This is a genomic window from Streptomyces sp. NPDC088350 (genome assembly GCF_044753545.1).
GTDB lineage: Bacteria > Actinomycetota > Actinomycetes > Streptomycetales > Streptomycetaceae > Streptomyces.
The window spans coordinates 609,536-635,062 of the sequence record NZ_JBIVNL010000005.1 but is presented as its reverse complement, the minus strand read 5'-3'; the positions used below and the strand labels follow the sequence as shown (position 1 = coordinate 635,062).

General features: G+C 72.5%; 19 protein-coding genes and 2 pseudogenes. 8 read left to right on the top strand and 13 right to left on the bottom strand.

Features of this window, described 5'->3' with window-relative positions; translation table 11 throughout:
• Nucleotides 1–19: 19 nt before the first annotated feature.
• Both ACIQBL_RS20735 and ACIQBL_RS20730 read right to left on the bottom strand, forming a co-directional pair.
• Nucleotides 20–1,399 carry a rhodanese-like domain-containing protein gene (locus tag ACIQBL_RS20735; protein WP_401943835.1) on the bottom strand — a complete coding sequence of 460 codons (1,380 nt, stop codon included), beginning with the start codon at nt 1,397–1,399 and terminating at the stop codon, nt 20–22.
• 312 nt (nt 1,400–1,711) lie between these two features.
• Complete coding sequence (locus tag ACIQBL_RS20730; protein ID WP_401943833.1) at nt 1,712–2,281, bottom strand: amidohydrolase family protein; 570 nt, start codon at nt 2,279–2,281, stop codon at nt 1,712–1,714.
• Between ACIQBL_RS20730 and ACIQBL_RS20725 the strand changes: the two are divergent.
• The 3 genes and pseudogenes from ACIQBL_RS20725 to ACIQBL_RS20715 all read left to right on the top strand — a co-directional run.
• Nucleotides 2,280–2,429, top strand: a pseudogene (locus ACIQBL_RS20725) (IS5/IS1182 family transposase); the annotation flags it as partial. The gene ACIQBL_RS20730 and the pseudogene ACIQBL_RS20725 overlap by 2 nt on opposite strands.
• 211 nt (nt 2,430–2,640) lie before the next feature.
• Nucleotides 2,641–3,804 carry an exonuclease SbcCD subunit D gene (locus ACIQBL_RS20720; protein WP_401943831.1) on the top strand — a complete coding sequence of 388 codons (1,164 nt, stop codon included), beginning with the start codon at nt 2,641–2,643 and terminating at the stop codon, nt 3,802–3,804.
• Between the two features lie 70 nt (nt 3,805–3,874).
• Nucleotides 3,875–6,865, top strand: a complete 2,991-nt coding sequence (locus tag ACIQBL_RS20715; protein WP_401943830.1) for an AAA family ATPase — start codon at nt 3,875–3,877, stop codon at nt 6,863–6,865.
• Here the strand turns inward: ACIQBL_RS20715 and ACIQBL_RS20710 are convergent.
• Nucleotides 6,859–7,305 carry an Lrp/AsnC family transcriptional regulator gene (locus ACIQBL_RS20710; protein WP_401943828.1) on the bottom strand — a complete coding sequence of 149 codons (447 nt, stop codon included), beginning with the start codon at nt 7,303–7,305 and terminating at the stop codon, nt 6,859–6,861. The two genes, ACIQBL_RS20715 and ACIQBL_RS20710, sit on opposite strands and share 7 nt — an antisense overlap.
• Before the next feature lie 123 nt (nt 7,306–7,428).
• Here ACIQBL_RS20710 and ACIQBL_RS20705 point away from each other — a divergent pair, with 123 nt between their 5' ends.
• Nucleotides 7,429–7,908 carry a rhodanese-like domain-containing protein gene (locus tag ACIQBL_RS20705; protein WP_401943827.1) on the top strand — a complete coding sequence of 160 codons (480 nt, stop codon included), beginning with the start codon at nt 7,429–7,431 and terminating at the stop codon, nt 7,906–7,908.
• Between the two features lie 3 nt (nt 7,909–7,911).
• Here ACIQBL_RS20705 and ACIQBL_RS20700 read toward each other — a convergent pair whose 3' ends face one another.
• Entirely contained in the window at nt 7,912–8,706 is a 795-nt protein-coding gene (locus tag ACIQBL_RS20700) for an ATP-grasp domain-containing protein (protein ID WP_401943825.1), read from the bottom strand.
• 75 nt (nt 8,707–8,781) lie between these two features.
• Between ACIQBL_RS20700 and ACIQBL_RS20695 the strand changes: the two genes are divergently transcribed.
• On the top strand, nt 8,782–9,300 hold the full coding sequence (locus ACIQBL_RS20695) for an immunity 21 family protein (protein WP_401943824.1): 519 nt from the start codon (nt 8,782–8,784) through the stop codon (nt 9,298–9,300).
• 126 nt (nt 9,301–9,426) lie between these two features.
• Here ACIQBL_RS20695 and ACIQBL_RS20690 read toward each other — a convergent pair whose 3' ends face one another.
• Together ACIQBL_RS20690 and ACIQBL_RS20685 are read right to left on the bottom strand one after the other, a co-directional pair.
• Nucleotides 9,427–11,118: a DUF885 domain-containing protein gene (locus tag ACIQBL_RS20690; RefSeq protein ID WP_401943822.1), complete on the bottom strand. Its 1,692-nt coding sequence runs from the start codon at nt 11,116–11,118 to the stop codon at nt 9,427–9,429.
• Between the two features lie 32 nt (nt 11,119–11,150).
• On the bottom strand, nt 11,151–11,645 hold the full coding sequence (locus tag ACIQBL_RS20685) for an Lrp/AsnC family transcriptional regulator (protein WP_401943820.1): 495 nt from the start codon (nt 11,643–11,645) through the stop codon (nt 11,151–11,153).
• 60 nt (nt 11,646–11,705) lie between these two features.
• On the opposite strand from ACIQBL_RS20685, the gene ACIQBL_RS20680 reads away from it, so the two are divergent.
• Entirely contained in the window at nt 11,706–12,959 is a 1,254-nt protein-coding gene (locus ACIQBL_RS20680; RefSeq protein WP_401943818.1) for a trans-sulfuration enzyme family protein, read from the top strand.
• Here the strand turns inward: ACIQBL_RS20680 and ACIQBL_RS20675 are convergent.
• From ACIQBL_RS20675 to ACIQBL_RS20655, 5 genes are all read right to left on the bottom strand, one after another.
• Nucleotides 12,928–14,421: a GNAT family N-acetyltransferase gene (locus tag ACIQBL_RS20675; protein ID WP_401943816.1), complete on the bottom strand. Its 1,494-nt coding sequence runs from the start codon at nt 14,419–14,421 to the stop codon at nt 12,928–12,930. The genes ACIQBL_RS20680 and ACIQBL_RS20675 overlap by 32 nt on opposite strands.
• 144 nt (nt 14,422–14,565) lie before the next feature.
• The gene (locus ACIQBL_RS20670; protein WP_401943814.1) at nt 14,566–17,229 is read right to left on the bottom strand and encodes a DUF6493 family protein; all 2,664 of its coding nucleotides are present in this window, start codon (nt 17,227–17,229) and stop codon (nt 14,566–14,568) included.
• Nucleotides 17,226–18,665, bottom strand: coding sequence for an SWIM zinc finger family protein (locus tag ACIQBL_RS20665; protein ID WP_401943813.1), 1,440 nt, complete (start codon nt 18,663–18,665; stop codon nt 17,226–17,228). The genes ACIQBL_RS20670 and ACIQBL_RS20665 overlap by 4 nt, the downstream gene beginning before the upstream one ends.
• A gap of 142 nt (nt 18,666–18,807) precedes the next feature.
• Nucleotides 18,808–20,391, bottom strand: a complete 1,584-nt coding sequence (locus tag ACIQBL_RS20660; protein WP_401943812.1) for an alkaline phosphatase D family protein — start codon at nt 20,389–20,391, stop codon at nt 18,808–18,810.
• A 125-nt stretch (nt 20,392–20,516) separates the two neighbouring features.
• Nucleotides 20,517–21,974: a PLP-dependent aminotransferase family protein gene (locus tag ACIQBL_RS20655; RefSeq protein WP_401943810.1), complete on the bottom strand. Its 1,458-nt coding sequence runs from the start codon at nt 21,972–21,974 to the stop codon at nt 20,517–20,519.
• On the opposite strand from ACIQBL_RS20655, the pseudogene ACIQBL_RS20650 reads away from it, so the two are divergent.
• Nucleotides 21,965–22,858 (top strand): annotated as a pseudogene (locus ACIQBL_RS20650) (DMT family transporter); the annotation flags it as partial. The gene ACIQBL_RS20655 and the pseudogene ACIQBL_RS20650 sit on opposite strands and share 10 nt — an antisense overlap.
• Before the next feature lie 45 nt (nt 22,859–22,903).
• On the opposite strand, the gene ACIQBL_RS20645 reads toward ACIQBL_RS20650, so the two are convergent.
• Entirely contained in the window at nt 22,904–23,734 is an 831-nt protein-coding gene (locus ACIQBL_RS20645; RefSeq protein ID WP_401943808.1) for an alpha/beta fold hydrolase, read from the bottom strand.
• Nucleotides 23,735–23,867: 133 nt separating this feature from the next.
• Entirely contained in the window at nt 23,868–24,521 is a 654-nt protein-coding gene (locus tag ACIQBL_RS20640) for an NADPH-dependent F420 reductase (protein ID WP_401943807.1), read from the bottom strand.
• A gap of 109 nt (nt 24,522–24,630) precedes the next feature.
• Between ACIQBL_RS20640 and ACIQBL_RS20635 the strand changes: the two genes are divergently transcribed.
• The gene (locus ACIQBL_RS20635; protein WP_401943805.1) at nt 24,631–25,515 is read left to right on the top strand and encodes an RNA polymerase sigma-70 factor; all 885 of its coding nucleotides are present in this window, start codon (nt 24,631–24,633) and stop codon (nt 25,513–25,515) included.
• Nucleotides 25,516–25,527 lie beyond the last annotated feature (12 nt).

Sequence of the window (25,527 nt, the reverse complement as noted above, 5' to 3'; positions counted from 1 at the left end):
ACGGGATCGGTCTGTCGCGTCATCGGACCGGCGGCGTGACCAGGCCGAGGTCGCGGGCCGTGGCGAACCCGTCGTCGATGGCGGTGACCTCGCGGTCCGCGGTGTCCAGGAACGACGCGGCGATGGCGGCGCGCAGACCCCCGGCGCAGTGCACCCACACCGTGCCGGGCGGCAACTCGCCGATCCGCCGGGGGAGTTCGTGCAGGGGGAGGTGTATCGAGCCGGTCACCCACCCGGCGGTGGCGCGCTCGCTACGGCGGCGGACGTCCACCACCACCGGGGCCGCGCCGCCCTCGTGGGCGGCAGCCACGGCATCGGCCAGGGCGGCGAAGTCCGCGCGCCGGAACGAGCGCAGCTCCTCGCCGCCGGGTGCCCACTGCTCGGCGGGGCCGGTGGCCGCCGCGGCCGGACGGTCGATGCCGACACGGGCCAGCTCACGCTGTGCGGCGGCGATCTCCTCGACGGTGTCGGCCAGCAGCGTGACCGGCTTGCCCCACGGGAGCAGCCAGGCGAGGTGGGTGGCCGGCTGCCCGCTGCCGTCGAAGTTCAGTGACCCGGACAGATGCCCCTCGGCGAACGCCACCCGGTTGCGCAGGTCCACCACCCACTCCCCGGCGTCCAGCCGGGTCGTGAGCTCAGCGGCGTCGGCGATCCGCGGGGCCGTGAGGTCGACCGGCGCGGGCCCCGCCGCATTGGCCGGGCCCATGTGGGCGTAGTACGCGGGTATGTCGTCGAGCGCTGCGAGCAGTTCGGCGACGAAGACGTCCACGTCGCTGGTCAGCGCGGTGTTGTGGACCCTCTCCCGGCCGATGGTGCTCGCCTCGCCCTCGGCCTGTGTCGCGGAGCAGAGGCTCCCGAAGCCGTGCGTGGGCAACACCTTTACGCCGTCGGGGAGTTCGGCCAGACGGTGCGCGGAGGCGTGCTGGGCACGGGCGAGCCGTCGGGTCAGCCGCGGGTCCACCAGGTCGGGGCGGCCCACCGAGCCGATCAGCAGCGACCCGCCGGTGAACGCGGCCACCGGGGTGTCGCCGTCGTACAGGACGTAGGAGGTGTGGTGCGGGGTGTGGCCGGGTGTGTCCACCGCCCGCAGGCTCAGGCCACCGTCGATTTCGGCCCGGTCCCCGTCGGCGGCCGGCACCCGCCCGTACGCGACCTGGGCTCCGGCCGGAACCAGGTATGCGGCACCGGTGATCCGGGCCAGTTCGAGGCCGCCGCTGACGTAGTCGTTGTGCACATGGGTCTCGGCCACGTGTGTGATGCGCACTCCGCGGCGGGCGGCGGTGGCAAGGACCCGGTCGATGTCGCGCGGCGGATCGACGACCACCGCCGTCTCCCGCCCGCCGGCCAGGTAGGACCGGTTCCCCAGCCCTTCCGTCGCCAGTGTCTCCACGAAGTACATACGCTGTCCTCCTCACGGCAGATACCCAGGGGGGTATCCATGAGATTCAGCAGCGTATACCCCCACCCGTATTTCGCCAAGCCGGCTTCTTGGCCGACCCACGGCTCGGGGCGGGTCTTCGGGGTGGGGTGCGCGGGCCGTCTCCGGGCCCTGCGGATCGGTGGGTGAACGGCTTGCCGAATTCCGGGCACTGCTGGTGGCGGGCGGGACGACGAGCGTCTGGTGCGGGTGGCGTGCCGGAACACCGCCGTTCCGCCCCGGCCGAGGTGGAGCCCCCTTCCTGCCCGGCTTCTCACCTGTGTACAGCTGCGGTCAGTGGCCACAGGCCGCGTGCGAGTGGCCCGGACCGCACACGGCGCCGGTGGCACGCAGCGTCTTCGCCGCGGCGGTCGAGGCGTGCGTCTTCTTGGACGCCGCGGTGACCGAACCGGCCTCGTGGACGATCTCGCCACCGATCATGGTGAGTTCGGCCTTGGTGTCGCTGATCTCGGTCGCTTTGACCTTGAGCAGGTCGCGGTCGGTGTACACGAGGTCGGCCTGCTTGCCGACTTCGAGGGTGCCGGTGCGGTGCTCCTGGTGCAGCTGGTAGGCACTGCCCGGGGTGTGCATGCGCAGTGAGCCGAGCCGGGAGATGCCCTCTTCGGGGTGGAAGGCGGGGGTGCCGTCCCGAAGGGCGTCCTGGGTCTGTATCCGGTCTCGCAGAACGGCACCCAGGGCTGACGGACACGTCCCGCACAGCGATCGCGCCCGGGGCCGCGCGAGGTGAGCGCCGCAGCTGCAGCCCCGCCGACCCGCCCGGCCCCGGAGCGGCCCCCGACGGATCTCCGGAAGCGACGCCTTGGACCGTGTCCTATGTGGTGAGGCGGACGTTGGCCTCACCATGGGGCGAGGAACCTGGAGTCGGATCGTTCCGGACGGACTGTGGGAGATCGCGAAGCCGTTGGTCCCTCCGTCCAGGGTGCGGTCGCGGGGCGGCGGAACGCAGGACACACCTGATGAGACGCTGTTCGCGGGCGGTGTCCCTGTTCTCGAAATGTCGCGATGGCTTGGCCACGCGACCATCCAGATCACGGCAGACAGCTACGGCCACCTGACGCCAGACGCCGGTGGCAGACCGAGGTCCGTGATGGACCAGGTGCTGACAGGCGTTAGCGTGGTCGGTGCTGAGAGCGAGAACCGTGCTGGTTCGGTGCTGAGTCCAGGGGTGAAGTAGGGGGAAAAATGCAGGTCGGAGCGGCGTCTTGAGAATTCTGCACACTTCCGACTGGCACCTGGGCCGGGCGTTCCACCGCGTGAACATGCTCGACGCCCAGGCCGGCTTCGTGGGCCATCTCGTCACCACCGTGCGTGAGCGCGAGGTGGACGCGGTGGTCGTGTCGGGAGACGTGTACGACCGGGCGGTACCGCCGCTGGCCGCCGTCGAGCTGTTCGACGACACCCTGCACCGGCTCGCGGACCTGGGCGTGCCCACGGTGATGATCTCCGGGAACCACGACTCGGCCCGCCGCCTCGGAGTCGGCGCGGGACTGATCGACCGCGCGGGCATCCACCTGCGCACCGAGCCGTCGGCCTGCGGGACGCCGGTCGTGATCCCGGATGCGCACGGTGACGTGGCCTTCTACGGGCTGCCGTATCTCGAACCGGCCCTCGTGAAGGCCGAGTTCGGGGTGGAGAAGGCCGGGCACGAGGCAGTGCTCGCCGCCGCCATGGACCGCGTCCGCGCCGACCTCGCCGCCCGCGCGCCCGGCACCCGTTCCGTCGTCCTCGCGCACGCCTTCGTCACCGGCGGCGAGGCCAGCGACAGCGAGCGGGACATCACCGTCGGCGGAGTCGCCGCCGTCCCGGCCGGTGTCTTCGACGGCGTCTCCTATGTGGCGCTGGGACATCTGCACGGCTCCCAGACCATCACCGAGCGGGTCCGCTACTCGGGCTCGCCCCTCCCGTACTCCTTCTCCGAGGCCGACCACCGCAAGAGCATGTGGCTCGTCGACCTGGACGCCGACGGGACCGTCACCGCCGAACGCCTCGACTGCCCGGTGCCGCGCGAACTGGCCCGGATCCGGGGCCCGTTGGAGGAACTGCTCGACGACCCCGACCTCGCGCGGCACGAGGAGGCGTGGGTCGAGGCGACACTCACCGACCCGGTGCGCCCGGCCGACCCCATGGCCCGGCTCACGGAACGCTTCCCGCACACGCTGAGCCTCGTCTTCGACCCCGAGCGGGCTCCCGACGACCCCGACGTGTCGTACGCCCGGCGCCTCGCGGGCCGCAACGACCGGGAGATCGCCGACGACTTCGTGGCCCATGTGCGCGGCGCGGGGCCCGACGGGGACGAACAGGCCGTGCTCCAGGCCGCGTTCGACGCGGTGCGCGCGGACGCCGTCGTACGGGAGGTCACGCCGTGAACGCCCGGTGCGCGGGAGAACGGGGAGGCGGCGCCATGAACGTGCGGCCCTCAGTGGGACAGGGTGTGCGATGAGGCTGCACCGGCTCGACCTCACCGCCTTCGGGCCCTTCGGCGGCTCCCAGACAGTCGACTTCGACGAACTGTCCTCCGCCGGGCTCTTCCTCCTGCACGGGCCGACCGGCGCCGGCAAGACCTCCGTCCTCGACGCCGTGTGCTACGCGCTCTACGGCTCGGTGCCCGGCGTCCGCCAGTCCGGCCAGGGCATGAACCTGCGCAGCGACCACGCGGCGGCCGGCACCCGCACCGAGGTCAGGCTCGAACTGACCGTCTCCGGGCGGCGGTTGGAACTCACCCGGCAGCCGCCCATGGAACGCCCCAAGAAGCGCGGCACCGGCAGCACACTGGACAAGGCGCAGAGCTGGCTGCGCGAGTACGACGCGACGGCCGGCGTCTGGAAGGACCTCAGCCGCTCGCACCAGGAGATCGGCGAGGAGATCACCCAGCTCCTCGGGATGAGCCGGGAGCAGTTCTGCCAGGTCGTGCTGCTGCCCCAGGGCGAGTTCGCGCGTTTCCTGCGCTCCGACGCCGAGGCACGCGGCAAGCTGCTCGGCCGGCTCTTCGACACCCACCGCTTCGCCGAGGTCGAGAAGCGGCTCGCGGAGCGGCGGCGGGCCACCGAGGCACAGGTCCGCGAGGGCGACGCCGAGTTGCTGGCCGACGCGCACCGCATGCAGCAGGCCGCCGGTGACGCCATGGAGCTGCCGGACCTCGCCCCGGGCCAACCCGGCCTCGCCGACGAGGTGTTGGGCGCGGCGGCCGTCGCCCGCAGCACCGCACGCGAGCAACTCACCGTCGCGCACAGCGGTCTCGCCGCCGCCGAGTCCGCGCAGGCCGCCGCCGACCGGGCACTGGCCGACGTACGCGAACTGGCCCGCCTGCAACAGCGGTTCACGCAGGCGCGGGAGCGAGCCACGCTCATGGAGGAGCGGGCCGACGGCTACCGGCAGGCGCACGCGCGGATGGAGCGGGCCCGGAAGGCGGAGGCGGTGGCACCGGCGCTGGAACTGCGCGAGGCCGCCGACCGCGAGCACCGGGAAGCCGCTCGGGCCGAGACACGCGCACGCGACCTGTTGCCGGAGACCTTCGCGGGTGCCGGAGCGGCCGGCCTCGCCGCCGCCGCACGCCGCGCCGCCGAAGAACTGGGCGGACTGGAGTCGGCCCGCCGCGCCGAGCAACGCCTCGCCGAACTCGGCCTGGAGCGTGCCGAGTTGGACCGGCAGGAGCGCGACGACGAGGACGTACGGCAGGAGGCCGAGGCCTGGCTCGCCCAGTGGGACGCCACCCGGGCGGGACTTCAGACGCGGATCGAGTCGGCCCAGGAGGCCGCCACCCGGGCCGAACAGCTCGGTGTGCAGCGCGAGCCCGCCGAGCGACGGCTCAAGGCGGCCCGGCAGCGGGATGAGTTCGCCGGTGACACCGAGGACGCCCACCGGCACGTGCTCGCCTCCGCCGAACACGCCCTGACGGCCCGCGCCCACTGGCTCGACCTCAAGGAACAGCGGCTGAACGGCATCGCCGCCGAACTCGCCGCCCACCTCACCGACGGCGAACCCTGCGCCGTCTGCGGAGCCATCGAACACCCCGCGCCCGCCCGCAAATCCGCCGGACACGTCGACCGTGCGACGGAGGAGCAGGCGCTCACCGCCCACCAGCGCGCCGAGGAACAGCGCACCGAGGCCGAGCGTCGCCTGGGCGTCGTACGGGAAGCACTCGCCGCTGCCACCGCCGAGGCGGGTGACACGCCGACCGGTCAACTCTCCGACGAGGTAGCCGAGTTGGAGCGACGGTACGAGCAGGCACGGCAGGACGCGTCCTGGCTGCATCCCGCCACCGAGGAGCTGCGCCGGGCCGAACAGGAGCACGAGCGCCGGATCGCGATCCAGCAACAGGCCGCCCTGCGCACCGCCTCCCGTACGAGCCTCCGCGACACCCAGGACCGCGAAAGAGCCTCCCTGGAGCAGGAGTTGGCGCACGCGCGGGGCACCGCCGACAGCGTGGCCGCGCGCGCCGCCCAGCTGGAACGGCAGGCCGCGCTGCTCACCGGCGCGGCCGACACCGCACGCGCCGCCGAGGACACCGCCCAGCGGCTCAAGGACGCCGACGCCCGGCTCGCCGACGCCGCCTTCCGCGCCGGGTTCGACACCCCGCAGGCCGCTGCCGCCGCCCTCCTCGACGACACCGCCCATCGGGAACTCCAACGGCGGCTGGACGCCTGGCAGTCGGAGGAGGCCGCCGTACGCGCGGTCCTGGCCGAGGCCGACACGGTGGCAGCCGCGCAACAGGCCCCCGCCGACCCGGACCTGGCGGAGCGCGCCGCGACCGTAGCCGCACAGCGGACACGGGACGCGGCCTCCGCGCGCGACGCGGCGGCCCGGCGCTGCCAGGAACTCGACCGGCTCTCCGCCCGATCGGCGGCCGGCGCACGTCAACTCGCCCCGCTGCGCGAGGAGTACGACCGGGTGGCCCGCCTCGCCGCCCTCACCGCGGGCACCTCCGCCGACAACGAACGCCGGATGCGCCTGGAGTCGTACGTCCTCGCGGCCCGGCTGGAACAGGTGGCCGCCGCCGCGACCGTACGGCTGCGGCGCATGTCGTCCGGGCGTTACACCCTCGTCCACTCCGACGACCGGGCCGGGCGGGGGCGCAGCGGACTCGGGCTGCATGTCGTCGACGCGTGGACCGGGCGGGAGCGGGACACGGCGACACTGTCCGGCGGGGAGACGTTCTTCGCGTCACTCGCCCTCGCGCTCGGACTCGCGGACGTGGTCACCGACGAGGCCGGCGGGGTCCGGCTCGACACGCTCTTCATCGACGAGGGCTTCGGCAGTCTCGACGAGCAGACCCTCGACGAGGTTCTCGACGTCCTCGACTCCCTGCGCGAACGCGACCGCAGCGTCGGCATCGTCAGCCATGTCGCCGACCTGCGGCGGCGCATTCACGCGCAGCTGGAGGTCGTGAAGGGGCGCGCGGGGTCGGCGGTGCGGCAGCGCGGTCAGTGACCCAGCGGCCGGCGGGGGAGCGGCGAGGAGTAGACGACGCTGGTGGTGACCGAGCCGAGCGCGCCGATCCGCCCCGACACCTCCTCCAGGTGGCGCATCGAACGGGCCGCGACCTTGATCATGAAGCAGTCGTCGCCCGTGATGTGATGCGCCTCCAGGATCTCCGGCGTCACCGCGACCAGGTCGTGGAAGGGCTTGTAGTTGCCGTTCGGATAACGCAACCGCACGAACGCGAGGATCGGCAGCCCCAGCCGCTCCGGGTCCACGACCGCCGCGTACGCCTGGATCACCCCCGCCTCCTCCAGCCGCCGCACCCGCTCGGTGACCGCGCTCGCGGACATCGACACGGCCCGGGCCAGTTCGGCGAAACTGGCCCTGCCCTCCCGCTGAAGGACCTCAAGGATGCGCCAGTCGGTGGCGTCCGGGGAATACATGGTCATCCTTGAGGAATAGCAGGGAGATCCCCGGCCGATCAAGGGCGACGCCGGGGATCATGCCTTCAGCGAGCCGGTCGGCGGCCGTAGATTTCTGGCCGTAGAGACACCTCGGTGAAAGGCCGGACCATGAGCAGCAGCATCGCCGTCAACCCCGTTCTACGGGTCGCCCCCGCCGCCCCTTCGGCAGCCGCCGCCCACTTCCGCGCGAGCCTCGCCTTCCACGCCGACGTCTCCGACGTGGCCGCCGCGCTGGCGACGGGCGGCGACCCCGGCTTCGTCGTCCTCGACTCGCGGTCCACCGAGTCCTGGGACCAGGGGCACGTCCCGGGTGCCGTCCACCTCCCCACCGCGCTCATCCCGGAACAGGCCGGGGCTCTCCTCGACAAGTCGGTGCCGGTGGTGACGTACTGCTGGGGTCCGGGCTGCAACGGCGCCACCCGAGCCGCCCTCGCCCTCGCCGAACTCGGTTACCAGGTCAAGGAGATGCTCGGGGGGTTCGAGTACTGGGTGCGCGAGGGCTTCGCGTTCGAGACGTGGGAGGGGCGGGAGCGGCGCGTGGCCGATTCGTTGACGGCGCCGGTGGGGGCGGAGGAGTGCGGTTGTTGAGTCTCAGTCCCGGATCACGGTGGGCAGTGGACGGAGGAAGGGGCGGTCCGGTGCGGTGAACTCCGTTGCCGGACACGCCGCTTGCAGGACGACGTCGAGGGCGGCGTCGGGGTCGCAGGCGTAATGCCCGCTCGCCCAGGCCGCGTTGGCCTCCACGACCGCCCACTCGCCGTCGGTCAGTCGCCCGACGTCGACCACGATCGCCGACGGCAGCCCGTGGCCCATGGTCAGGCGTCCGGCGAAGTCCAGGACCTCGTCCTGGAGCCGGTCCTCGACGAGCGGGGTGACATCGAGCTGACCGTCCGTCAAGTACCGGCTGCCGGTACGGACTTCGCCGTCCAGCACGAAGAGTCGGTACTCGACGGCGAACGTCACGATGTCGCTCACCAGCACCGCGGTGTCGTCGTCGACCGCGTCGGGACCCGGCAGCCGGCTGCCGTCGGGGTAGATCCGCGCGGGGAAGCTCTTGTCGTTGGGCGGCTTCACGAACGCCGGGCGGCGCAGCTGCCGTGCCTCGGCGAGGGTGGTGAACTCGACGTCCCTGCGCGTGAGTTCGTACGGCAGCCGGGCCAGCCAGTCGGACGGCGCCTCCACCAGCCCGAGGCCCAGTTCGCCGGCGACGGCGTCCGCGAACAGCGGCCCGGCGTACAGCGAGGCCCCGGCCGCCCCGCGTGACTCCTCCGGCACCCGCCAGTCGCGCAGGACTTCGGTACGCATACCGCGCCGCCGTGCCGCGTCCGCGAGGGCGTGTCCGGTCGCGGTGACGCGGGGGGAGAGGAAGAGGGTCCGGGTGTTCATAGGAGACGAGGATGGCCGATACGGAGGTTCGGGGACAGCGAATATGTGGGGTCGCTGTGCGTGTAGGTTCTGCCCATGGCGCGATACGCGGAGCCGGGCACGGTGGTGCAGTGGGTGGAGTCGGGCGGCGGGCCGCTCATAGCGGTGCCGGAGACGGTGCTGCCGTTCTGGACCGGAGCCGACGGCGACGAACTGGCCTCGGACTACGACCGGGCGTGCGAGGTCGGCGGCCATGTCGGCCTGCTGCCTGTGGGGGACAGCGCGGCCCTGGTCCTCGGGGAGGATCCCGCGTCGACCTCCTTCCTGCCGGACCACGGCACGTTCGTACGGTGGTGTGCCGCGAACTCCGAGGACGACGTACTGGCCGGAGTGCCCGCCGCGCTCGCCGGCGCGACCTGGGAGAACGAGGTGCAGTGGGACGTGCCCGGAACCGTCGTCCTCTTCGACTCGGCCTGGCCCGGGCGGGACTCGGAGGGCACCGAGCATCTGAAGGTCGAGCTGGAACCGGGCCGCTACGCCGTCCGCGCGGGGCAGGCCCAGCCGGGCCCGGAGACCTGGCTCGGGCTCGTGCACCTGCGGAAACTCCCGAACTGACCACCCTGGACGGGGACTTCGAGCAGCCGCATACCGAAGTCGCGTCCTGGCCTGGAGACGTGGGTGGCCGAGCCCCGAACTCCGGGACCCGGCCGCCGACATGTCACACCGTGCGCGGGAGTCCCGTCACAGCTGCGACAACTCGTCCACCAGGTCGTCCAGCCCCAGCGAACCCTGCGACAACGCGGCCATGTGCCAGGCCTTCAGGTCGAAGTCGTCGCCGTGCCGCCGCCGTGCGTTCTCCCGGCCCAGCAGCCATGCCCGCTGGCCGAGTTTGTAGCCGATGGCCTGGCCCGGGATCGTGAGGTAGCGGGTCAGTTCGCTCTCCACGAAGTCCGCCGGACGGCTGCTGTGCGTCCCGAAGAACTCCTGGGCCAGCTCCGGAGTCCACCGCTCACCGGGGTGGAACGGCGCGTCCGCCGGAATCTCCAGCTCCAGGTGCATGCCGATGTCGACGATGATCCGGGTGGCCCGCATCATCTGCCCGTCGAGGAAGCCGAGTCGCTCCTCCGCGTCCTCCAAGTAGCCCAGCTCGTCCATCAGTTGCTCCGCGTACAGCGCCCAGCCCTCGGCGTTGGCGCTGACCATGCCGACGGAGGCCTGGTAGCGGGACAGCTCCCCGGCGACGTGCGTCCACTGGGCGAGCTGGAGGTGATGGCCGGGGACGCCCTCGTGGTACCAGGTCGAGACGAGGTCGTAGACCGGGAACCGGGTCTGTCCCATCGTCGGCAGCCAGGTGCGGCCCGGCCGCGAGAAGTCCTGCGAGGGCTGCGTGTAGTACGGCGCCGCCGAACTGCCCGCGGGGGCGATGCGCGACTCCACCCGCCGTACCCGCTCGGCGAGTTCGAAGTGGGTGCCGTCCAGTTCCTCGATCGCCTTGTCCATCAGGCCCTGGAGCCACTCGCGGACCTCGTCGACGCCCTCGATGTGCCGGCCGTGCTCGTCGAGGTGCGCGAGTGCCACCCACGGGGTCTCGGCGCCGGGCAGGATCTTCTCGGCCTCCCGCTCCATCTCGGCGAGCAGCCGGCGGTACTCGGACCAGCCGTACGCGTAGGCCTCGTCGAGGTCGAGTTCCGTACCGTTGTAGTAGCGGGCCCACCGCGCGTACCGCTCACGGCCCACCGTGTTCGGGGCGCCCTCGATCGTCGGCGCGTACACGTCGCGCATCCAGTCCCGCAGCTCCACCACGGCCGCGGTCGCCGTGCGGGCGGCCTCGTCCAGCTCGGCGCGCAGGGAGTCGGGGCCGGCCGAGGCGAAGTCCTCGTACCAGCCCCGTCCCCGGCCGTCCGTGTCCGACCACTCGGTGAGCTGGCCGATGAAGGTGGCTGTGGGGCGCGGACCGGCGAACAGCTTGCGGTCCAGGCCCAGTTGAAGCGATTCGCGGTAGCCGGCGAACGCGGTGGGCACCGCGCGCAGCCGCTCGGCGATCGCCGCCCAGTCCTCGTCGGTCTGCGCCGGAGTCACCGTGAACACATCGCGCACGGAGTGCGCGGGCGTGTGCATGTTGCCGACCTCGCGCAGGCCCTCCTCGGTGTCGTACACGCCGAGTGCGGCGGTCAGCCGCTCGCGCAGCAGGCGCGCGCAACGGCGCTCGCCGTCACTGTCCGCGCCGGGCCGGCGCTCTGCCTCGTCGAGCTTCGCGAGGGTCGCCCGCTGAAGCTCCGCGAGTCGTTCCTGACCTGCGGGGGAGAGGTCGGGCAGGCGGCTCGAACTCTCCTTCACGCCGAGATACGTACCGATGACCGGGTTGAGGGCGATGAGGTCGTCGACATAGGTGTCGGCGATCTGCCGGGGCAGCGGAGTGTTGGTCTGCGACATGGGGACCATCCTCATACGCGGGCCTGTCCTCGTCATCCCGATTCAGCTATGGGCGTGGCAGGCGGCAGCAGGGGCCCGCAGTCCCACTGCTGGAAGATCAACCGGGTCTCCACCCGCGCCACTTCGCGCCGCGACGTGAACTCGTCCAGGACCAGCCGCTGCAGGTCGGCCATGTCCGCGACGGCCACATGGACGAGAGAGTCGTCGGGCCCGGTCAGATGGAACACGGTCCGCGACTCGGGCAACGCCCGGATCCGCTCCACGAACGGCCCCACCAACTCCCGCCGATGCGGCCTGACCTGCACCGACAGCAGCGCCTCCAACCCGCGCCCCAACTTGGCCGGATCGAGCCGCAGTTGATGCCCGAGGATCACCCCGGCCCGGCGCAGCCGCGCCACCCGGTCCAGACACGTCGACGGCGCGACCCCGACCCGCGCGGCGAGATCGCGATACGTCGCCTGGGCGTCGTTCTGCAACAACCGCAGCAGATGGAGATCCACCGGATCCAGTACGACAGATTCGGCCATGGCCCGAACGTAACACGGGAGTTGAGCCTTTCCGGCCGCTCGGTGTTCACTCTTCCGTCCATGGATTCAGCGAGCCCGCACCTCTCCCCGGCCCCGCGAGCACTGGCCACCGAAGCCGTGCACGCCGGCCGCGACGACCTCGCCCGGCAGGGCCTGCACGCCCCGCCGATCGACCTGTCGACCACCTACCCGTCGTACGACAGCCGTGCCGAGGCCGCCCGCGTCGACGCCTTCGCCACCACCGGCGCTCAACCCGACGGCCCACCCGTCTACGGCCGCCTCGGCAACCCGACCGTCGCCCGCTTCGAGACCGCCCTCGCCCGCCTCGAAGGCACCGACAGCGCGGTCGCGTTCGCCAGCGGCATGGCGGCCCTGACCGCGGTCCTGCTCGCGCGGGCCGCGACGGGCTTGCGCCATGTCGTGGCGGTACGGCCCCTCTACGGTTCCAGCGACCACCTGCTCACCGCCGGGCTGCTCGGCACCGAGGTGACCTGGACCGACCCGGCCGGAATCGCCGACGCGCTGCGCCCCGACACCGGGCTCGTGCTCGTCGAGTCCCCGGCCAACCCGACCCTGGCCGAACTCGACCTGCGCGCCATCGCCCACTCCTGCGGCCCGGTCCCGCTCCTCGCGGACAACACCTTCGCCACACCCGTCCTGCAACGCCCCGCCGAACACGGCGCGCGGATCATCCTGCACAGCGCCACCAAGTACCTCGGCGGGCACGGCGACGTGATGGCGGGAGTGGTGGCCTGCGACGAGGAGTTCGCTGGCCGACTGCGCCGGATCCGCTTCATGACCGGCGGCGTCCTGCACCCCCTGGCCGGCTACCTCCTGCTGCGCGGCCTCGCCACCCTGCCGGTACGGGTACGGGTGCGGGCCGCCTCCGCCACCGCCGCCGAACTCGCCCGCCGCCTCACCGCCGACCCGCGCGTCGCCTGCGTCCACTACCCGCGCATCGGCGGCGCGATGATCGCCTTCGAGCTCCACGGCGACCCCCACGAGGTCATCGCGCGAGTCCGCCTGATCACCCCGGCGGTAAGCCTCGGCAGCGTGGACACCCTGATCCAGCATCCGGCTTCCATCAGCCACAGGGTGGTGGACGCGGAGGACAGAAGGGAAGCGGGCGTAAGCGACCGCTTGCTGAGACTGTCGGTGGGCTTGGAGGATGTAGAGGACCTGTGGACAGATTTGGATGGGGCGCTTGCGCCCCTCCAAAGGGGCGCGGGGAACTGCGCGACCAGCCACAACGCACCCGCACCCGCCCACCGAACCTTGGATGCTACGGCGCTTCGGCCTTCCCGAACTCCGTGACCTCTGCAACCCCTGCAGACGCACCCAACCGAGCCGTGACCACCAACGTCCCCTCCTCGATCTGATAGTCCAGCGGCAGATCAAGCCCCCGCATCGCCGCGACCATCCCCGTGTTGGACGCCTGCGTCACCGCGTACACGCTCTCGCACCCCGCCTCGACAGCCATCCCCACCAACCGCCCCAACAACTCATTGCCGATACCCCGCCGCTGCCAGTCGTCCTCGACAAGCAGCGCGACCTCCGTCTCGTCCCCGTCCCACAGCAGGTGCCCGAGCCCGACGATCCGCCCCGAGGCCGTCTGCACGGCGAGCGTCCGCCCGAAACGCGGAGACAGCAGGTGGTTCAGATAGCGGTCGGCGTCACCGACCGGTCCGTGATAGCGCATGCCCAGCGTCCGCGCCGAGCACCGCTCGTGCATCTCCCGCGCCGCGTCCAGATCACCGGTGTCCGCGCGCCGCACGGTGATCGCGTTGCCCTCGGGCAGCGTCAGCACGTCCTGGCTGCGCGGGATGCGCGGACCGAGCCGGGCGTCCAGCTCGACCAGCGCCCTCGCCCGCGCGAACTCGGTGGGCGTGAACGGCAGATACGGCCGCTCCACAGTGATCACTCCGCCTTCCGGCGCCCGCAGCCGCATGACCGTGTCCTCCAGCGCCCCCTCCACCGGCAGCGCCTCCTGCTCGCGCCCCTTGCCCGCGACAACGTTGGCTGGCAGGGAGCGGATGGTGCACCGGCCCAGCAACTGCCGCAGCGCCAGCGGCAGTTCCGCCGCGTCCAGCGCCGTACGCGTGGCCAGGCCCAGGACCCGGGTCGGCGCGTCCACCAGATCGTGGGCGTCGGCCCGCTCGATCCAGGTGCCCGAACCGCCGGCCAGCGACACCGCTCGGGTGATCTCGGACGCCTCGACCGCACCCGGCGCCCGCAGCAGGAACTCGTCCACCGTGCCCTCGGCCAGCGGATGCGTCTGCAGGCTCAGGATGTCGACCTGCTTACCGGCCAGCGCCGTGCACAAGGCCGCGAGCGATCCCGGCGCGTCCCGCACCGTCGTCCGCATCCGCCACAGCGCGGCCGGCTCGGCGACGGCGTCCGGCGTCGCGGACGACTGCTCGGACTCTGAGGCCGACGTGGACGTGGATGTGGACGTGGCCGTGGATGTGGCCTCCGATTCGGTCCCGGACGATCCGGTCGGCCCGGTCTGCCGCAGCCGCGCGGCCGGCCGGGCACCGGTATCGCCCGTCGGCGGGGCGTGACCGTGGCGGCGTGACCACCATGTGTGGAACCCCGCGGTGGCGACCAGCGCCAGCGCGGAGATCGCCAGCAGTACCGGACCGTCGGGCCCGTGCCCCACCAGATCGGCCACGACGTCCGCCACCGCGACCGCCGTGAACAGCGCGGCCAGCTCCACCAGGTCCCGCCGCCAGTGGTGCACCGGACGCCCGTGCCTGGCGCGCGTCACATCAGACATGTCTCGACTCATGCAACCACTGTGAAGGAAGGGTGTTGCGTGATCACGAACGCTCTGTGACCGACCGGTAAAAGCGTGGTTCTGTACCTTTTGCTGTTCTTTTTGCAAGTGTGGCGCGCCGGAGGTCAGCCCTGTCGCCCTACGTCAGGCGGCCACCCCCTCCACCAGCGCGCTGCGCAGCCGACGTGCCTGCGTGACCAGCCGGGACGAGCCGCTCCGCGCCGCCGTCTGCGCCAGATGCGGCAGCTCACCGCGGGCCCCGGACCGCTCCGCGCATTCGGCGGCCACGGCGAGAAGGTCCCCGAGCCCCCGCGTCCGGGCGGGCTTGGCGTCGTCGCCGAGGTCGGTGAGCAGCGCGGTCAGGGTGGTGCGGAGGATCCCCCATATGGTCGCGTTCGCCCCGGTCGCAGCCCCTGTCCGCACCGACTCGGCGAGCCGCGAGGGCTTCACGGCCCCGCTCCGCACCAGCTCCCCGAGATCCGTGCCCAGCCGGGCCACGTCCAACTGTCCACGCGCCGCGAGCACCAGCAAGGCGTCCACCGCGGCCAGCCGGTCCTCGGGGTGCCGCGCGCCGAGTCCGTACGCCAGACACAGGTGCGTGGCCTCACCGGCCTCGCCGTCGGACTCGGCGAGCAGCGGGAGTACGGCGGCGGCGCCACGGGTGCCGTCGAGGGCGACGGCGGACACGTCCCGCACCAGCCGCGCCGCGACCAGTTCGCGACGCTCGGGAAGTATCGCGAGCCAGTGCTGCCGCAAGTCCCGGCTCCAGTGGTAGCAGTACCAACGCTCGCCGTAGGCGGTCACCGGCCGGCCCAGCACGCGGAACTCCGCGGGGAAGTCCTCCTGAAGATCGAGGAGTTCAGCGAACTCCAGCACGATGCGCGCCCCGGCCGTCCGTCGCCTGCTCAGGGGCAGGGCGGGGCCCTCGGACATCAGCCAGCGCGCCAGCCGGGTACCTTCCGTCGTGCCGAGCGCCTCCGCCCGCCCGGCGGCAGCGGCTGCCGCCGCCCGGTCCCCGCGGCGCACCCGCAGCAGCGCCTGCGCGAAGTCGGCCGCCGAGGCGCGTACGCCCAGGTGCCGGTACGCCTCCAGCCGGTCCACCAACTCGCCGGGCTCCAGCAGACCCGTGCTCCAGCTCGGCGTGGACAACAGGAACGGCAGCGGTTCCGCGCGCAGCCGGTACGCCACCTCCCACACCCGGGCGTCGAAGACCCGCGACAGTCCGCTGTGCCCGCACTCCTGGGACCGGTGGCCGTGCTGTACCCCGTCGTGGAGCGTGGCGGTGCGCACCTTGCCCCGGAGGGTGGCCAGAAGGAGTTCGAGCCCGCTCTCGACGTTGCCGAAGTCGTTGTGCGATCTTCTGAAGTGGTCGTCCGGAGGCTGGACGTAGTAGGGATCGGTGCCCTCCCACCAGCGGCTCGCGACCGCCGGCCCCAACGCCTCCACCAGGGTTTCGTGGTCCCGGTACGCGTGGCGGACGAGTCCGTCCAGCACGCGCTCGAAGGCGGTCACGTCGCCCTCGGCCGCCAGCAACGCTCCTACCTCCTCGGCGAGTTCGATCGCCGACTCGGGTGCGGGCGCGAGGCGCACCGGCTCCGGCGCCGGCGGGAGCACCTCCTCGTACACCGTAGCCGCTGCCGTCACGGGAGCGGCACCCAGCGTCTCGACCGCGCGGACGCGCAGGGCGGGGACCAACTGGTCCGCCGCTGTGGCCAGTTCGGCGCGCACTTCGGGGGAGTCGACCTTCTTGAGGTGCCGTTCGGCCAGCTTCAGTGCCCGCTCCTGCACCTCCGCGTCCTCGTGCCCGAAAACCTGCGCCAGGGCGGGCAGCACTTCGGCGGCGGCCGACGCGTCGCGCGCCAGCACCTTGCCCAGCAGCACGAGCTGCGCGCGGACGAGCTTCTTCTCGGTCCGGAACAGCACCGCGTCCGACATCTCCGCCAGCCGACGCGGAGTCAACTCCCCGTCCAGGGCCAGCGAACCGAGCACCGACTGGGCGTGCGAGGCCACCGTGGACACCGCGTCCGAGGCGAGCGCCAGCCAGTCGGCGATCCGCTTCCGCTCCTCCTCAGGGGTCAGGGCGAGGGCCTTCAACAGGCGCAGGAACACTCGGTCGTCCATGGTCGTACCGCCCCGCAGCAACCGGGCCACGCACGCGTCCACCGTCGCCTTCCGGTCCAGGCTTCCTTCCGCGGTGAGGAGGGCGAGCGCGTCGACCCAGTTGTTCGGGCCCTCGGTCGAGTTCCAGTCCAGCGGGCTGCCGATTTCCTCCGTCTCGAAGACCGCGGCCACCAGCTCCGCGAGATGCGGGTCCTTGCGCAGCCGGTCGACCAGGGTGTCCCCACGCTGCCAAATGCTGCCGTTGTGCTGCACCCAGCCCCGCACATAGGCGTCCGTCCTCGGCACCGGGCAGCCGGAGAGCCGCACCAGACCGGCCAGCAGCTCGTACGGCACGCCGGCGGAGGCCGGGCGCGCGGCGAGGCGCCGCGTCACGTCGGCGAGCCAGGCGGTGTCGCGGTCGCCCAGGATGTGGATCAGCAGCCCCGGCGACGACTGCGACCAGCGCATGTCGGCAGCGGCGATCCAGGTCGCCGCAGCCGCCGCCCCTGTCTCGCAGGCGGCCCCGGCCGCGTGCAGGGCCGGATAGGCGCGGCGGGCCGGCTCCGCCCACGGCGCCTTGCGCAGCTCCTTGCGCAGGTCCTTCAACTCCGGCAGGAACGCCCGCCGTTCGGTGTCCGTCAACCCGTCGAGCAGTCCCACCGCCTCGGCCGTCCGGCCCGCCCGCACCGCTTCCATCAGCGAACTCATCGCACACCCCCGTCGACCCGCACCATGTTCTGATCCGTGCTCAGGTCCGCGTTCCGGACCGTGTCCTGCTCCTTCGCGGCACCCCGCCGCACCATCCGCACCGCCAGCGCGTGCTTGCACGGCCCGCGCCCGCCCCGGTACTTCGCCCACCACACGCAGCTGCAACTCAGCACCCCCGCCTCGTCCCGCACCCGGTGCACATGCCCGTCCTCGGCGGTCACCGTCCCGATCGCGCCCTCCAGGGTCACCGCCCCCGCGGCCACCAGCGCGTGGGCCGAGCGCAGCCGAGGGTTGTGGCGCTCCACGCGCCGCGCGTCGTAGGGCAGTTCACGGTGGAAGTAGGACGCCTCCGCCGTGTCGTAGCCGACACGCCCCGACGTGCCCAGCCGGACCAGGGCGGCACGCACCCGCTCGGGCGCCAGCCCCGAGGAGGCGGCCAGGTCGGCGATGTCGATGCGGGGCTCCCAGGCCAGCAGTACGGCGATCAACTCGGCGTCCTCGCCCGCCTCGTCGGCGGTGAGCGCGTCCAGGACCCCGCCCTCGCCGGAGAATCCGCGCGACGCGTCCGGCGACAGCGTGAGGGTGAGCCGCATGCCCGGCAGGACGGCCTCCCACGCACCGGCCGTGGCGTCGGCGCCGATGACGGAGGGGCCGTAGATCCGCAGGGCCGTCGCGTGGCGCAGGACCCGCTGGAGGGCGACGAGGCGCTCCGGGCCGGGCAGGCACACCGCGCCCGGTACGGGGCGGGTGGTGGGGCGCAGGCCGCGGCCCGCCGGGACGACCCAGCGCGGTCCGCTCGCGGCGCCGCGAGCACCGCCCTTGGGCAGCGAGCGCAGGAACCGCACCGCCTCCGCCGCGGGCAGCTCGGCCCGCAGGTCGAAGCCGGCCGCGATGACCTGGGCCTCCGCGAAACCGCGCAGCCACCGGTCCGGCAGCGGCACCTTCTTCTCCACCACCGGGCCGTCCAGCGTGGTCACCGCCAACTCCTCTGGCCCGACGCGCAGATGGAGCGGATCGTCCGAGCCGATCCGGGAGAGGGCCTCGCGCAGCGGGTTGTTGACGTCGACGTTCGTCGTGCCGTGTCCCACCTCGTCGCCGTCGAGACCGGGGCCGAGGACGTCCAGGCGTGCGTACACCCCGCCGCAGCCCGAGAACGACTCGAAGCGCAGCCGGTCGCCGCCCGCCGTCACCACCGGGTCGAGCGAGGCGGGCAGTTGGCGCTGGTAGTAGCGCGTGGCCGCCACGTCGGCCACCGCCAGCAGCGCGGCCGAGGCCACCTGAGGCGAGGTCAGGAAGCCCGCGAAGAAGCGCGGATGGTCGGTGACACCCGAAGGAGTCGCACCCTGTGAGGTCTCAAGGCCGAGGCGCCGCTCACCCGCCGCCGACTCCAGCACGGAGGGTCGGCGATAGGTCACGGCCTGCAAAGATCGCGTCATGGAAAAACCGTAGAGGCCACCACTGACAATCGGCCCTGACCTGCGAAGACGCGGTCCGCGAGGGGATGTTTGGGGCACTGCGGCGCACGCCGCGCACCGGGGGATGACGCCGGTGCGCGGCCCGCGTACGAGGGTAGTGGAGTTACTGGCCGACCCGTCCCGGCTGGAGTGTCTTGGTGAACAGCACGGTGCCGTCCTGCTCCCGCAGACGCACCGTCAGTTCCCCGCTGTGGCCGTCGATGTCGACCTCGCCGAAGAACTGGTAACCCGCGGCCGGCGACACGTTCGCCACGGTCGGCGCCTTCACGAACACCCGCTCAGGACCGAACGTGTTGTCGAGGTCGTTGGCCGGGAAGGCGCCCGCGTTCAGCGGACCGGAGACGAACTCCCAGAACGGCTCGAAGTCGGTGAACGCGGCCCGCGAGGGCTGGTAGTGCTGGGCGGACGTGTGGTGCACGTCGGCGGTCAGCCACACCGTGCCGGTGATCCGCTGGTGCTTGATGTGCCGCAGCAGCTCGGCGATCTGCAGTTCACGCCCCAGCGGCGCGCCCGGGTCGCCCTGCGCGACGGCCTCGATGTTCGCCTTGCCCTCGGTGGCGTCGGGCACGACCAGGCCGAGCGGCATGTCGGCGGCGATCACCTTCCACACCGCACGCGAGCGCGACAACTCCCGCTTGAGCCAGTCCAGTTGCTCGCGGCCGAGGATGCCCTGCGGGTCCACGGTCTGCTTGTCGGGCGAGTTGGCGTTGCGATAGGTCCGCATGTCCAGGACGAACACGTCGAGCAGCGGACCGTGCCGCATCACCCGCTGGACGCGGCCCTCCTTGGCGCCCGGCCGCAGCGTCGAGACCGGGAAGTACTCGCTGAACGCGCGCCGGGCGCGCACCGCAAGGGCGTCGACGCTCTTCTCCGTGTAGCGGGTGTCGGAGGCGGCGATCACCTCGCCCGGGTACCAGTTGTTGCGCACCTCGTGGTCGTCCCACTGGATGATCGACGGGACCTGGGCGTTGAACCGCTTGAGGTTCTCGTCGAGCAGGTTGTAGCGGAAGTTGCCGCGGAACTCGGCCAGGGTCTCGGCGACCTTGGACTTCTCCTCCGTGGTGATGTTCCGGTAGAGGCTGCCGTCGGGCAGGGCCTGGGTCGCCGCGATCGGACCGTCGGCGTAGATGTTGTCGCCACTGCACACGAAGAAGTCCGGGTCCAGCTTGGCCATCGCGTCGTAGATGCGGTAGCCGCCGAGGTCCGGGTTGATGCCCCAGCCCTGGCCCGCCAGGTCGCCGGACCACAGGAAGCGCACACCGCGCCGCCCGGTGGGCACCGTACGGAACGTGCCGGCGACCGGCTCGCCGGTGCGGCGCGGGTCGTCGGGGTCGGCGAGCAGGACCCGGTAGTGGATCTGCTGCCCCGAGGGCAGCCCGCGCAGCCGGGTCGTGCCGGTGAAGTCCGTGTCCGCGCCGAGCAGCGGACCATGCCACCGGTGCGGATTGCGGAACGACTCGGTGGCCGAGGTCTCCACGATCATCCGGGCCGGGCGGTCCGAACGCACCCACACCAGACCGGAGTCGGAGGTCACGTCCCCCGCCTGCACGCCCCAGCCGGCCTTGGGGCGCCCCGACAGGGCGAGAGCCGGTGCCGCGCCGAGGGCGACGGGCACGGTCAGGGCCGCCGACGCGGCCAGGGAGCCGCGCAGGACACTGCGGCGGCCGGGGAACGGACGATGTGGCATGGGGTTGCGCCTCCACGGACGGGATGCGGTCAGGGTGCACCGCCACACCTACTGGTGCGCCGCAGCGCACACGGAAACCACGGGTGAACAATGGAACGCGGTGACATGGGAGCCCGCGTGCGACCTCAGAGTTCGCGCGGGCGTACGGCGTCGGCCATGAGACGTATGCCCGCGCTGATCCGCGCGGGGGACAGCTGCGCGTAGCCCAGGACCAGCCGTACGACCGCGTCGTCCACGCGCGCGTGTCCGTAGGCGGTGAGCGGGCGCACGGCGACACCTGCGGAGGCCGCGCGGTCCAGGAAGTCGTCCTGAGGGCCGTACTTCTCCGGCAGTTCGGCGATGACGTGCAGTCCCGCCGCGATCCCGGTCACCTCCGCTCCGGGGAAGTGCTCCTCCAGGGCGGCGACGAGGGTGTCGCGGCGCTGCCGGTAGGCGCGCTGGCAGCGGCGCAACTGGCGGTCGTAGTCGCCGCGTTCCAGGAAGCGGGCGAACAGCGCCTGGTCGAGGGTCGGGTGGCCGAGGTCCATGGTCCGCTTGCGCTCGACGACCTCGTCGGCGAGGGACTCCGGGACGAGCAGCCAGCCGAGCCGCAGCCCCGGGGCGAGGGACTTGCTGACCGACCCCGCGTAGGCCACGTGCTCCGGGTCGAGCCCTTGGAGCGCGCCCACGGGGGCACGGTCGTAGCGGAAGTCGCCGTCGTAGTCGTCCTCGACGACCAGACCGTCCACCGACCGCGCCCAGTCGAGGAGTTGGGCACGTCGCCGCGCGGAGTACGCGATGCCCGTGGGGAACTGATGGGCGGGCGTGGTCACTACGACCCGTACGCCCGACGCGCGCAGTGGCCCGACCGCCAGGCCCTCCTCGTCCAGGAGCAGCGGTACGGTACCGACGCCCGCCGAGGCGTACAGGGCGTCGTGCTGCGGGCTGCCCGGGTCCTCGACGCCGACAGTGCGGATCCCGCGCGCGTGGAGCACGAATCCGAGCAGCGCCGTCGCCTGCGCCACCCCGGAGACCACGATCAGCCGCTCCGGGTCGGCGACCGCACCCCGGCGGCGCGCCAGGAGTTCCGCGAGAGCCGTACGCAACCGGGGCAGCCCGCGCGGATCGGGGTAGCCGAGCAGCTCGTGCGGCGACTCCGCCAGCACACCGCGCTGCGCCGCGGCCCAGGCGGCGCGCGGGAACAGCGACAGGTCCGGAGTGCCGGGCACGAAGTCGGCCAGGGCACCGGGGGAGCGCGGCGCGAGATCACGCGCGCGTGGCCGCGCCGCCCGCACGGCACCGCCCACCCAGGTGCCCGCACCCCGGCCGCTGCGCAGATACCCCTCCGCCGTCAACTGCTCGTACGCCTCCGTGACCAGTCCGCGCGACACCCCGAGGTCGGCCGCCAGGTCCCGGCTCGACGGCAGCCGCGTGTCCGGCGCCAGCCGCCCCGAACGCACCGCCTCGCGCAGCGCCGCCTGAAGCGAGCGGCCACGCGCGCGTGCCGGTGCCGAGGCGGCGGGCAGCAGCAACTCCCAGGCGGCGGAACCCGTCAGACCCTCCGGATCGGTCTGCCCCTCCGGATTGGTCCGCGATGACGTCATGGAAGTGGACCTTAAACCGGACCGCCGCTCTCCCTAGCGTCGCTGCCATGAACACCACCACCGCCCGCGGCGCCCCGCTCGCCGCCTTCGCCTGCGTCCTCGTCGGCGCGTCCTTCACCGCCAACAGCGTCCTGGGCCACTACCCGTACGCGGGCGGCCAGTTCCTGCGCTACGGCCTCGCCTGCCTGCTGCTCCTCCCGTTCACCGGCAAAGGCGCGACGGCCCGGCTGCGGGCACTCACGCCACGCCAATGGATCCGCCTCGCCCTGCTCGCGGCCGTCGGCATGGTCGGCTTCAACCTGGCCGTCATCGCCGCCGAACGCAGCGCCGAACCCGCCGTCCCGGGCGTCTTCGTGGGCTGCGCCCCCGTGGCCGTCGCGGTCGTCGTCCCCCTTCTGGAAGGGCGCCGTCCGCGCAGGATCGTGCTCTACGGGGCGTCGCTCGTCGCCGTCGGCGCGTTCACGGTCCAGGGGTGGGGCCGTACGGACGGGGCCGGGATCGCCTTCTCCGGGTGCGCACTCGCGGGTGAGGTGGGCTTCGCGGTGCTCGCGGTTCCCGTACTGCGGCCCCTGGGACCGCGGTTGCTGTCGGCCACCGTGTGCGGTGTCGCCGCGATCGAGGCGGCGACGGCCGGGCTGGTCCTGGACGGGACCGCCTGGCTGCGGCGACCCGACGGCACCGAGGCCGCCGCACTGCTGTGGCAGGCGGCGGTCGTCACGGTCGTCGGGTTCGTGTGCTGGTACATGGGCATGCAGCGGATCGGCGCGGAGCGCGCCACGCTCTTCTCCGGCCTCATCCCGGTCGCCGCCGCCTGTACCGCACCGCTCGTCGCAACGGGCTCCTACGGGCCCGCCCAGGCCGTCGGCAGTGCCCTCGTGGGTGCCGGAGTCGCCCTGGGATCGGGCGCGTCGGCGCTGCTGCCGCGCCGGTCAGCGGCTGCCGTCGAGGATGACGCGCGCGACCAGGGCCGGGTCGTCGTTCATCGGGCAGTGCCCGCAGCCGGGCAGCCGCACCAGTCGGGAGCGCGGGATCAACTGCTTGGCCCGGACCCCCTGGCGGCGCAGCAGCAGCCGGTCCCGGGTGCCCCATGCCACGGTCACCGGGACACCGGGGATGTCGTCGGTGAACCGCACGCTGATACCGGCCCGGAGCGTGTCGTCGAACCCGGTGGCGTTGACCAGCGCGAGCGTCTCGGCGACCACGGCCTCGGGTGAACGGCGGCCAGGGCGGGCGTAGATGGTGCTGGTGAGCGCGGTGCGGCCGACCGCCGTGCGCGCCAGCCGCTCGACCATCGGGAGCGGCATGCCGCGGGCGATCCGCCGCATGGTGAGCAGCACACCGAAGGCGTAGCGACGCTCGGCCTGGGACCAGAACCCGGCCGGGGACAGGGCCGTGACGGACCGTACGACCTTCTCGCGGCCCAGCTCCAGGGCCATCAGACCGCCGAGCGAGTTGCCCGCCACATGCGGACGGTCGAGTCCCAGCGCCTCGCAGAAGGCCCGGAACACGGCGGCCGTCGTGGACAGGTCGTACGCCAGCCCCTCGGGCAGCGCGGGGGACGCACCGAACCCGGGCAGGTCCACGGCGATCACGTCCCGCTCGGTCGCGAGGACGTCCACCACCGGGTCCCAGGCCTGCCGGTGATGGCCTATGCCGTGCAGCAGGAGCAGCGGTTCGCCGCGGCCCACGCGCGCGTAGGACACGGTCACGGTCCGCGGGCCGTGCGGAGAGGGAACCGGGAAGGAGACGGTGGCGGACATGGGGGTGCTCCTCGTCTGGGACGCGCTGACGGACGCCGTACAGGCCGCGTAGACAGTTTGTCAGCAACTGCTACCGACCGGTAGCCCCAGGTGTCGTAGACCTCCTTTTCGCTCCGGATGGTCCCTGCGACCCTCAACGCGCCCTGCGCACCTCCAGGTTGAACTCGGCGTGCCCGAGACTCTGGAACAGGCTCAGCCACAGCGGCAGCATCATCTCGACGGCACGCGCCGACTCGATGCCGCCCAGGTCCAGCACCCGGTGCGGCGGCCAGCCGAACTCCCCGAGCAGGGCCGTCACCTGGGCCTTGGCCGCCACGTCCGCGCCGGACACGAACACCTGGTGCTCGCCCGGCACGAGCGAAGGCTCCACCATCACCTGGCAGTTGACGGTGTTGAGGGACTTCACCACGCGCGCGTGCGGGAAGGCGCGCTGGATCTGCTCGCCCACGCTGTCCGACTCCACGGGCGACAGCCTGAGCCGGCCGTCCTCGAACGCCATGGGGTTGGAGACGTCGAGGACGACCTTGCCGTCGAGGTGCTCCGCCCCGGCCGCCTCCAGCGCGGCGAGCGCCACCCGGCCGCCCACGGCGTTCACGATCACCTCACCCGCCGCGGCGGCCTCCGCGAACGTGCCCGTACCCGCTCCCGCACCCGTGCTCTCGGCCCACTTCGCAGCGGCCGGATTGTCCTTCGTGCGCGAGCCCAGGGTCACCTCGTGCCCCAGCCCGACCAGCTTGCCGCCCAAGGTGCGGCCCACCTCGCCCGTGCCCAGCACCCCATACCGCATGGCCACCTCCGGAAAGAGTCGCCGGACACCGCCGGCCCGTGGCCCATTCTGCTCCGGGACACGCGCTTTCTCCTGGACACGCGGCCTATCCGTCACATGGGATGGCACTGTGACCACCGACGCCGAAACCGATGTCTTCGAAGAGCACCGTCCCGTCCTCATGGGAGTGGCCTACCGCATGCTCGGGCGGGTGGCCGACGCCGAGGACGTGGTCCAGGAGGCCTGGCTGCGCTGGTCCGGCGCCGACCGCGACACGGTCCGCGCACCACGTGCCTACCTGGTGCGCGTCACCACCCGCCTCGCGATCGACCGACTGCGCCAGGTCAAGGCGCGCGGCGAGGCCTACGTAGGCCCGTGGCTGCCCGAGCCGTACGTCACCGACTTCGGGGACACCGTCCCGGACACGGCGGAGCGCGCCGTGCTCGCCGACTCCGTCTCCTTCGCCGTACTCGTCGTCCTGGAGTCGCTGTCGCCGCTGGAACGCGCCGTGTTCGTCCTCAGAGAGGCGTTCGGCTACCCCTACGCCGACATCGCGGCCATGCTGGACCGAGGCGAGCCCGCGGTACGCCAACTCGCCGGACGCGCCCGCAAGCACGTCGACGAACGGCGCCCGCGCTACGAGGTCGACCCGGCCCAACGCCGCGATCTGACCGAGCGGTTCCTCGCCGCGGCGGCCGAGGGCGACCTGGCGGGCCTCATGGCGCTGCTCGCCCCGGACGTCCGGCTGGTGGGTGACAGCGGCGGCAAGTCCAAGGCGCCGCTGCGAATCCTGGAGAGCGCCGACAATGTGGGCCGCTTCCTTGTCGCCATCGCGGAGAAGGGCGTCCAGGAGATGTCGTTCCGCTTCCTTGAGCTCAACGGCGGACCCGCGGTACTGATCCTTTCGGGTGACACGCCCGACAGCGTCCTCCAGGTGGACGTATCCGCCGGACGCATCCGTTCCGTCTATATCGTCCGCAACCCCGACAAGCTCCGGTCGTTGGCTTCCGCTTAGCCGAGGCCCCGG

Excerpts from the sequence above, each read along its gene's own strand:
- ACIQBL_RS20735 (WP_401943835.1), bottom strand. The coding sequence starts at position 1,399 with ATGTACTTCGTGGAGACACTGGCGACGGAAGGGCTGGGGAACCGGTCC.
- ACIQBL_RS20730 (WP_401943833.1), bottom strand. The coding sequence starts at position 2,281 with ATGGTGAGGCCAACGTCCGCCTCACCACATAGGACACGGTCCAAGGCG.
- ACIQBL_RS20715 (WP_401943830.1), top strand. The coding sequence starts at position 3,875 with ATGAGGCTGCACCGGCTCGACCTCACCGCCTTCGGGCCCTTCGGCGGC.
- ACIQBL_RS20710 (WP_401943828.1), bottom strand. The coding sequence starts at position 7,305 with ATGACCATGTATTCCCCGGACGCCACCGACTGGCGCATCCTTGAGGTC.
- ACIQBL_RS20705 (WP_401943827.1), top strand. The coding sequence starts at position 7,429 with ATGAGCAGCAGCATCGCCGTCAACCCCGTTCTACGGGTCGCCCCCGCC.
- ACIQBL_RS20700 (WP_401943825.1), bottom strand. The coding sequence starts at position 8,706 with ATGAACACCCGGACCCTCTTCCTCTCCCCCCGCGTCACCGCGACCGGA.
- ACIQBL_RS20695 (WP_401943824.1), top strand. The coding sequence starts at position 8,782 with ATGGCGCGATACGCGGAGCCGGGCACGGTGGTGCAGTGGGTGGAGTCG.
- ACIQBL_RS20690 (WP_401943822.1), bottom strand. The coding sequence starts at position 11,118 with ATGTCGCAGACCAACACTCCGCTGCCCCGGCAGATCGCCGACACCTAT.
- ACIQBL_RS20685 (WP_401943820.1), bottom strand. The coding sequence starts at position 11,645 with ATGGCCGAATCTGTCGTACTGGATCCGGTGGATCTCCATCTGCTGCGG.
- ACIQBL_RS20680 (WP_401943818.1), top strand. The coding sequence starts at position 11,706 with ATGGATTCAGCGAGCCCGCACCTCTCCCCGGCCCCGCGAGCACTGGCC.
- ACIQBL_RS20675 (WP_401943816.1), bottom strand. The coding sequence starts at position 14,421 with ATGTCTGATGTGACGCGCGCCAGGCACGGGCGTCCGGTGCACCACTGG.
- ACIQBL_RS20670 (WP_401943814.1), bottom strand. The coding sequence starts at position 17,229 with ATGAGTTCGCTGATGGAAGCGGTGCGGGCGGGCCGGACGGCCGAGGCG.
- ACIQBL_RS20665 (WP_401943813.1), bottom strand. The coding sequence starts at position 18,665 with ATGACGCGATCTTTGCAGGCCGTGACCTATCGCCGACCCTCCGTGCTG.
- ACIQBL_RS20660 (WP_401943812.1), bottom strand. The coding sequence starts at position 20,391 with ATGCCACATCGTCCGTTCCCCGGCCGCCGCAGTGTCCTGCGCGGCTCC.
- ACIQBL_RS20655 (WP_401943810.1), bottom strand. The coding sequence starts at position 21,974 with ATGACGTCATCGCGGACCAATCCGGAGGGGCAGACCGATCCGGAGGGT.
- ACIQBL_RS20645 (WP_401943808.1), bottom strand. The coding sequence starts at position 23,734 with ATGTCCGCCACCGTCTCCTTCCCGGTTCCCTCTCCGCACGGCCCGCGG.
- ACIQBL_RS20640 (WP_401943807.1), bottom strand. The coding sequence starts at position 24,521 with ATGCGGTATGGGGTGCTGGGCACGGGCGAGGTGGGCCGCACCTTGGGC.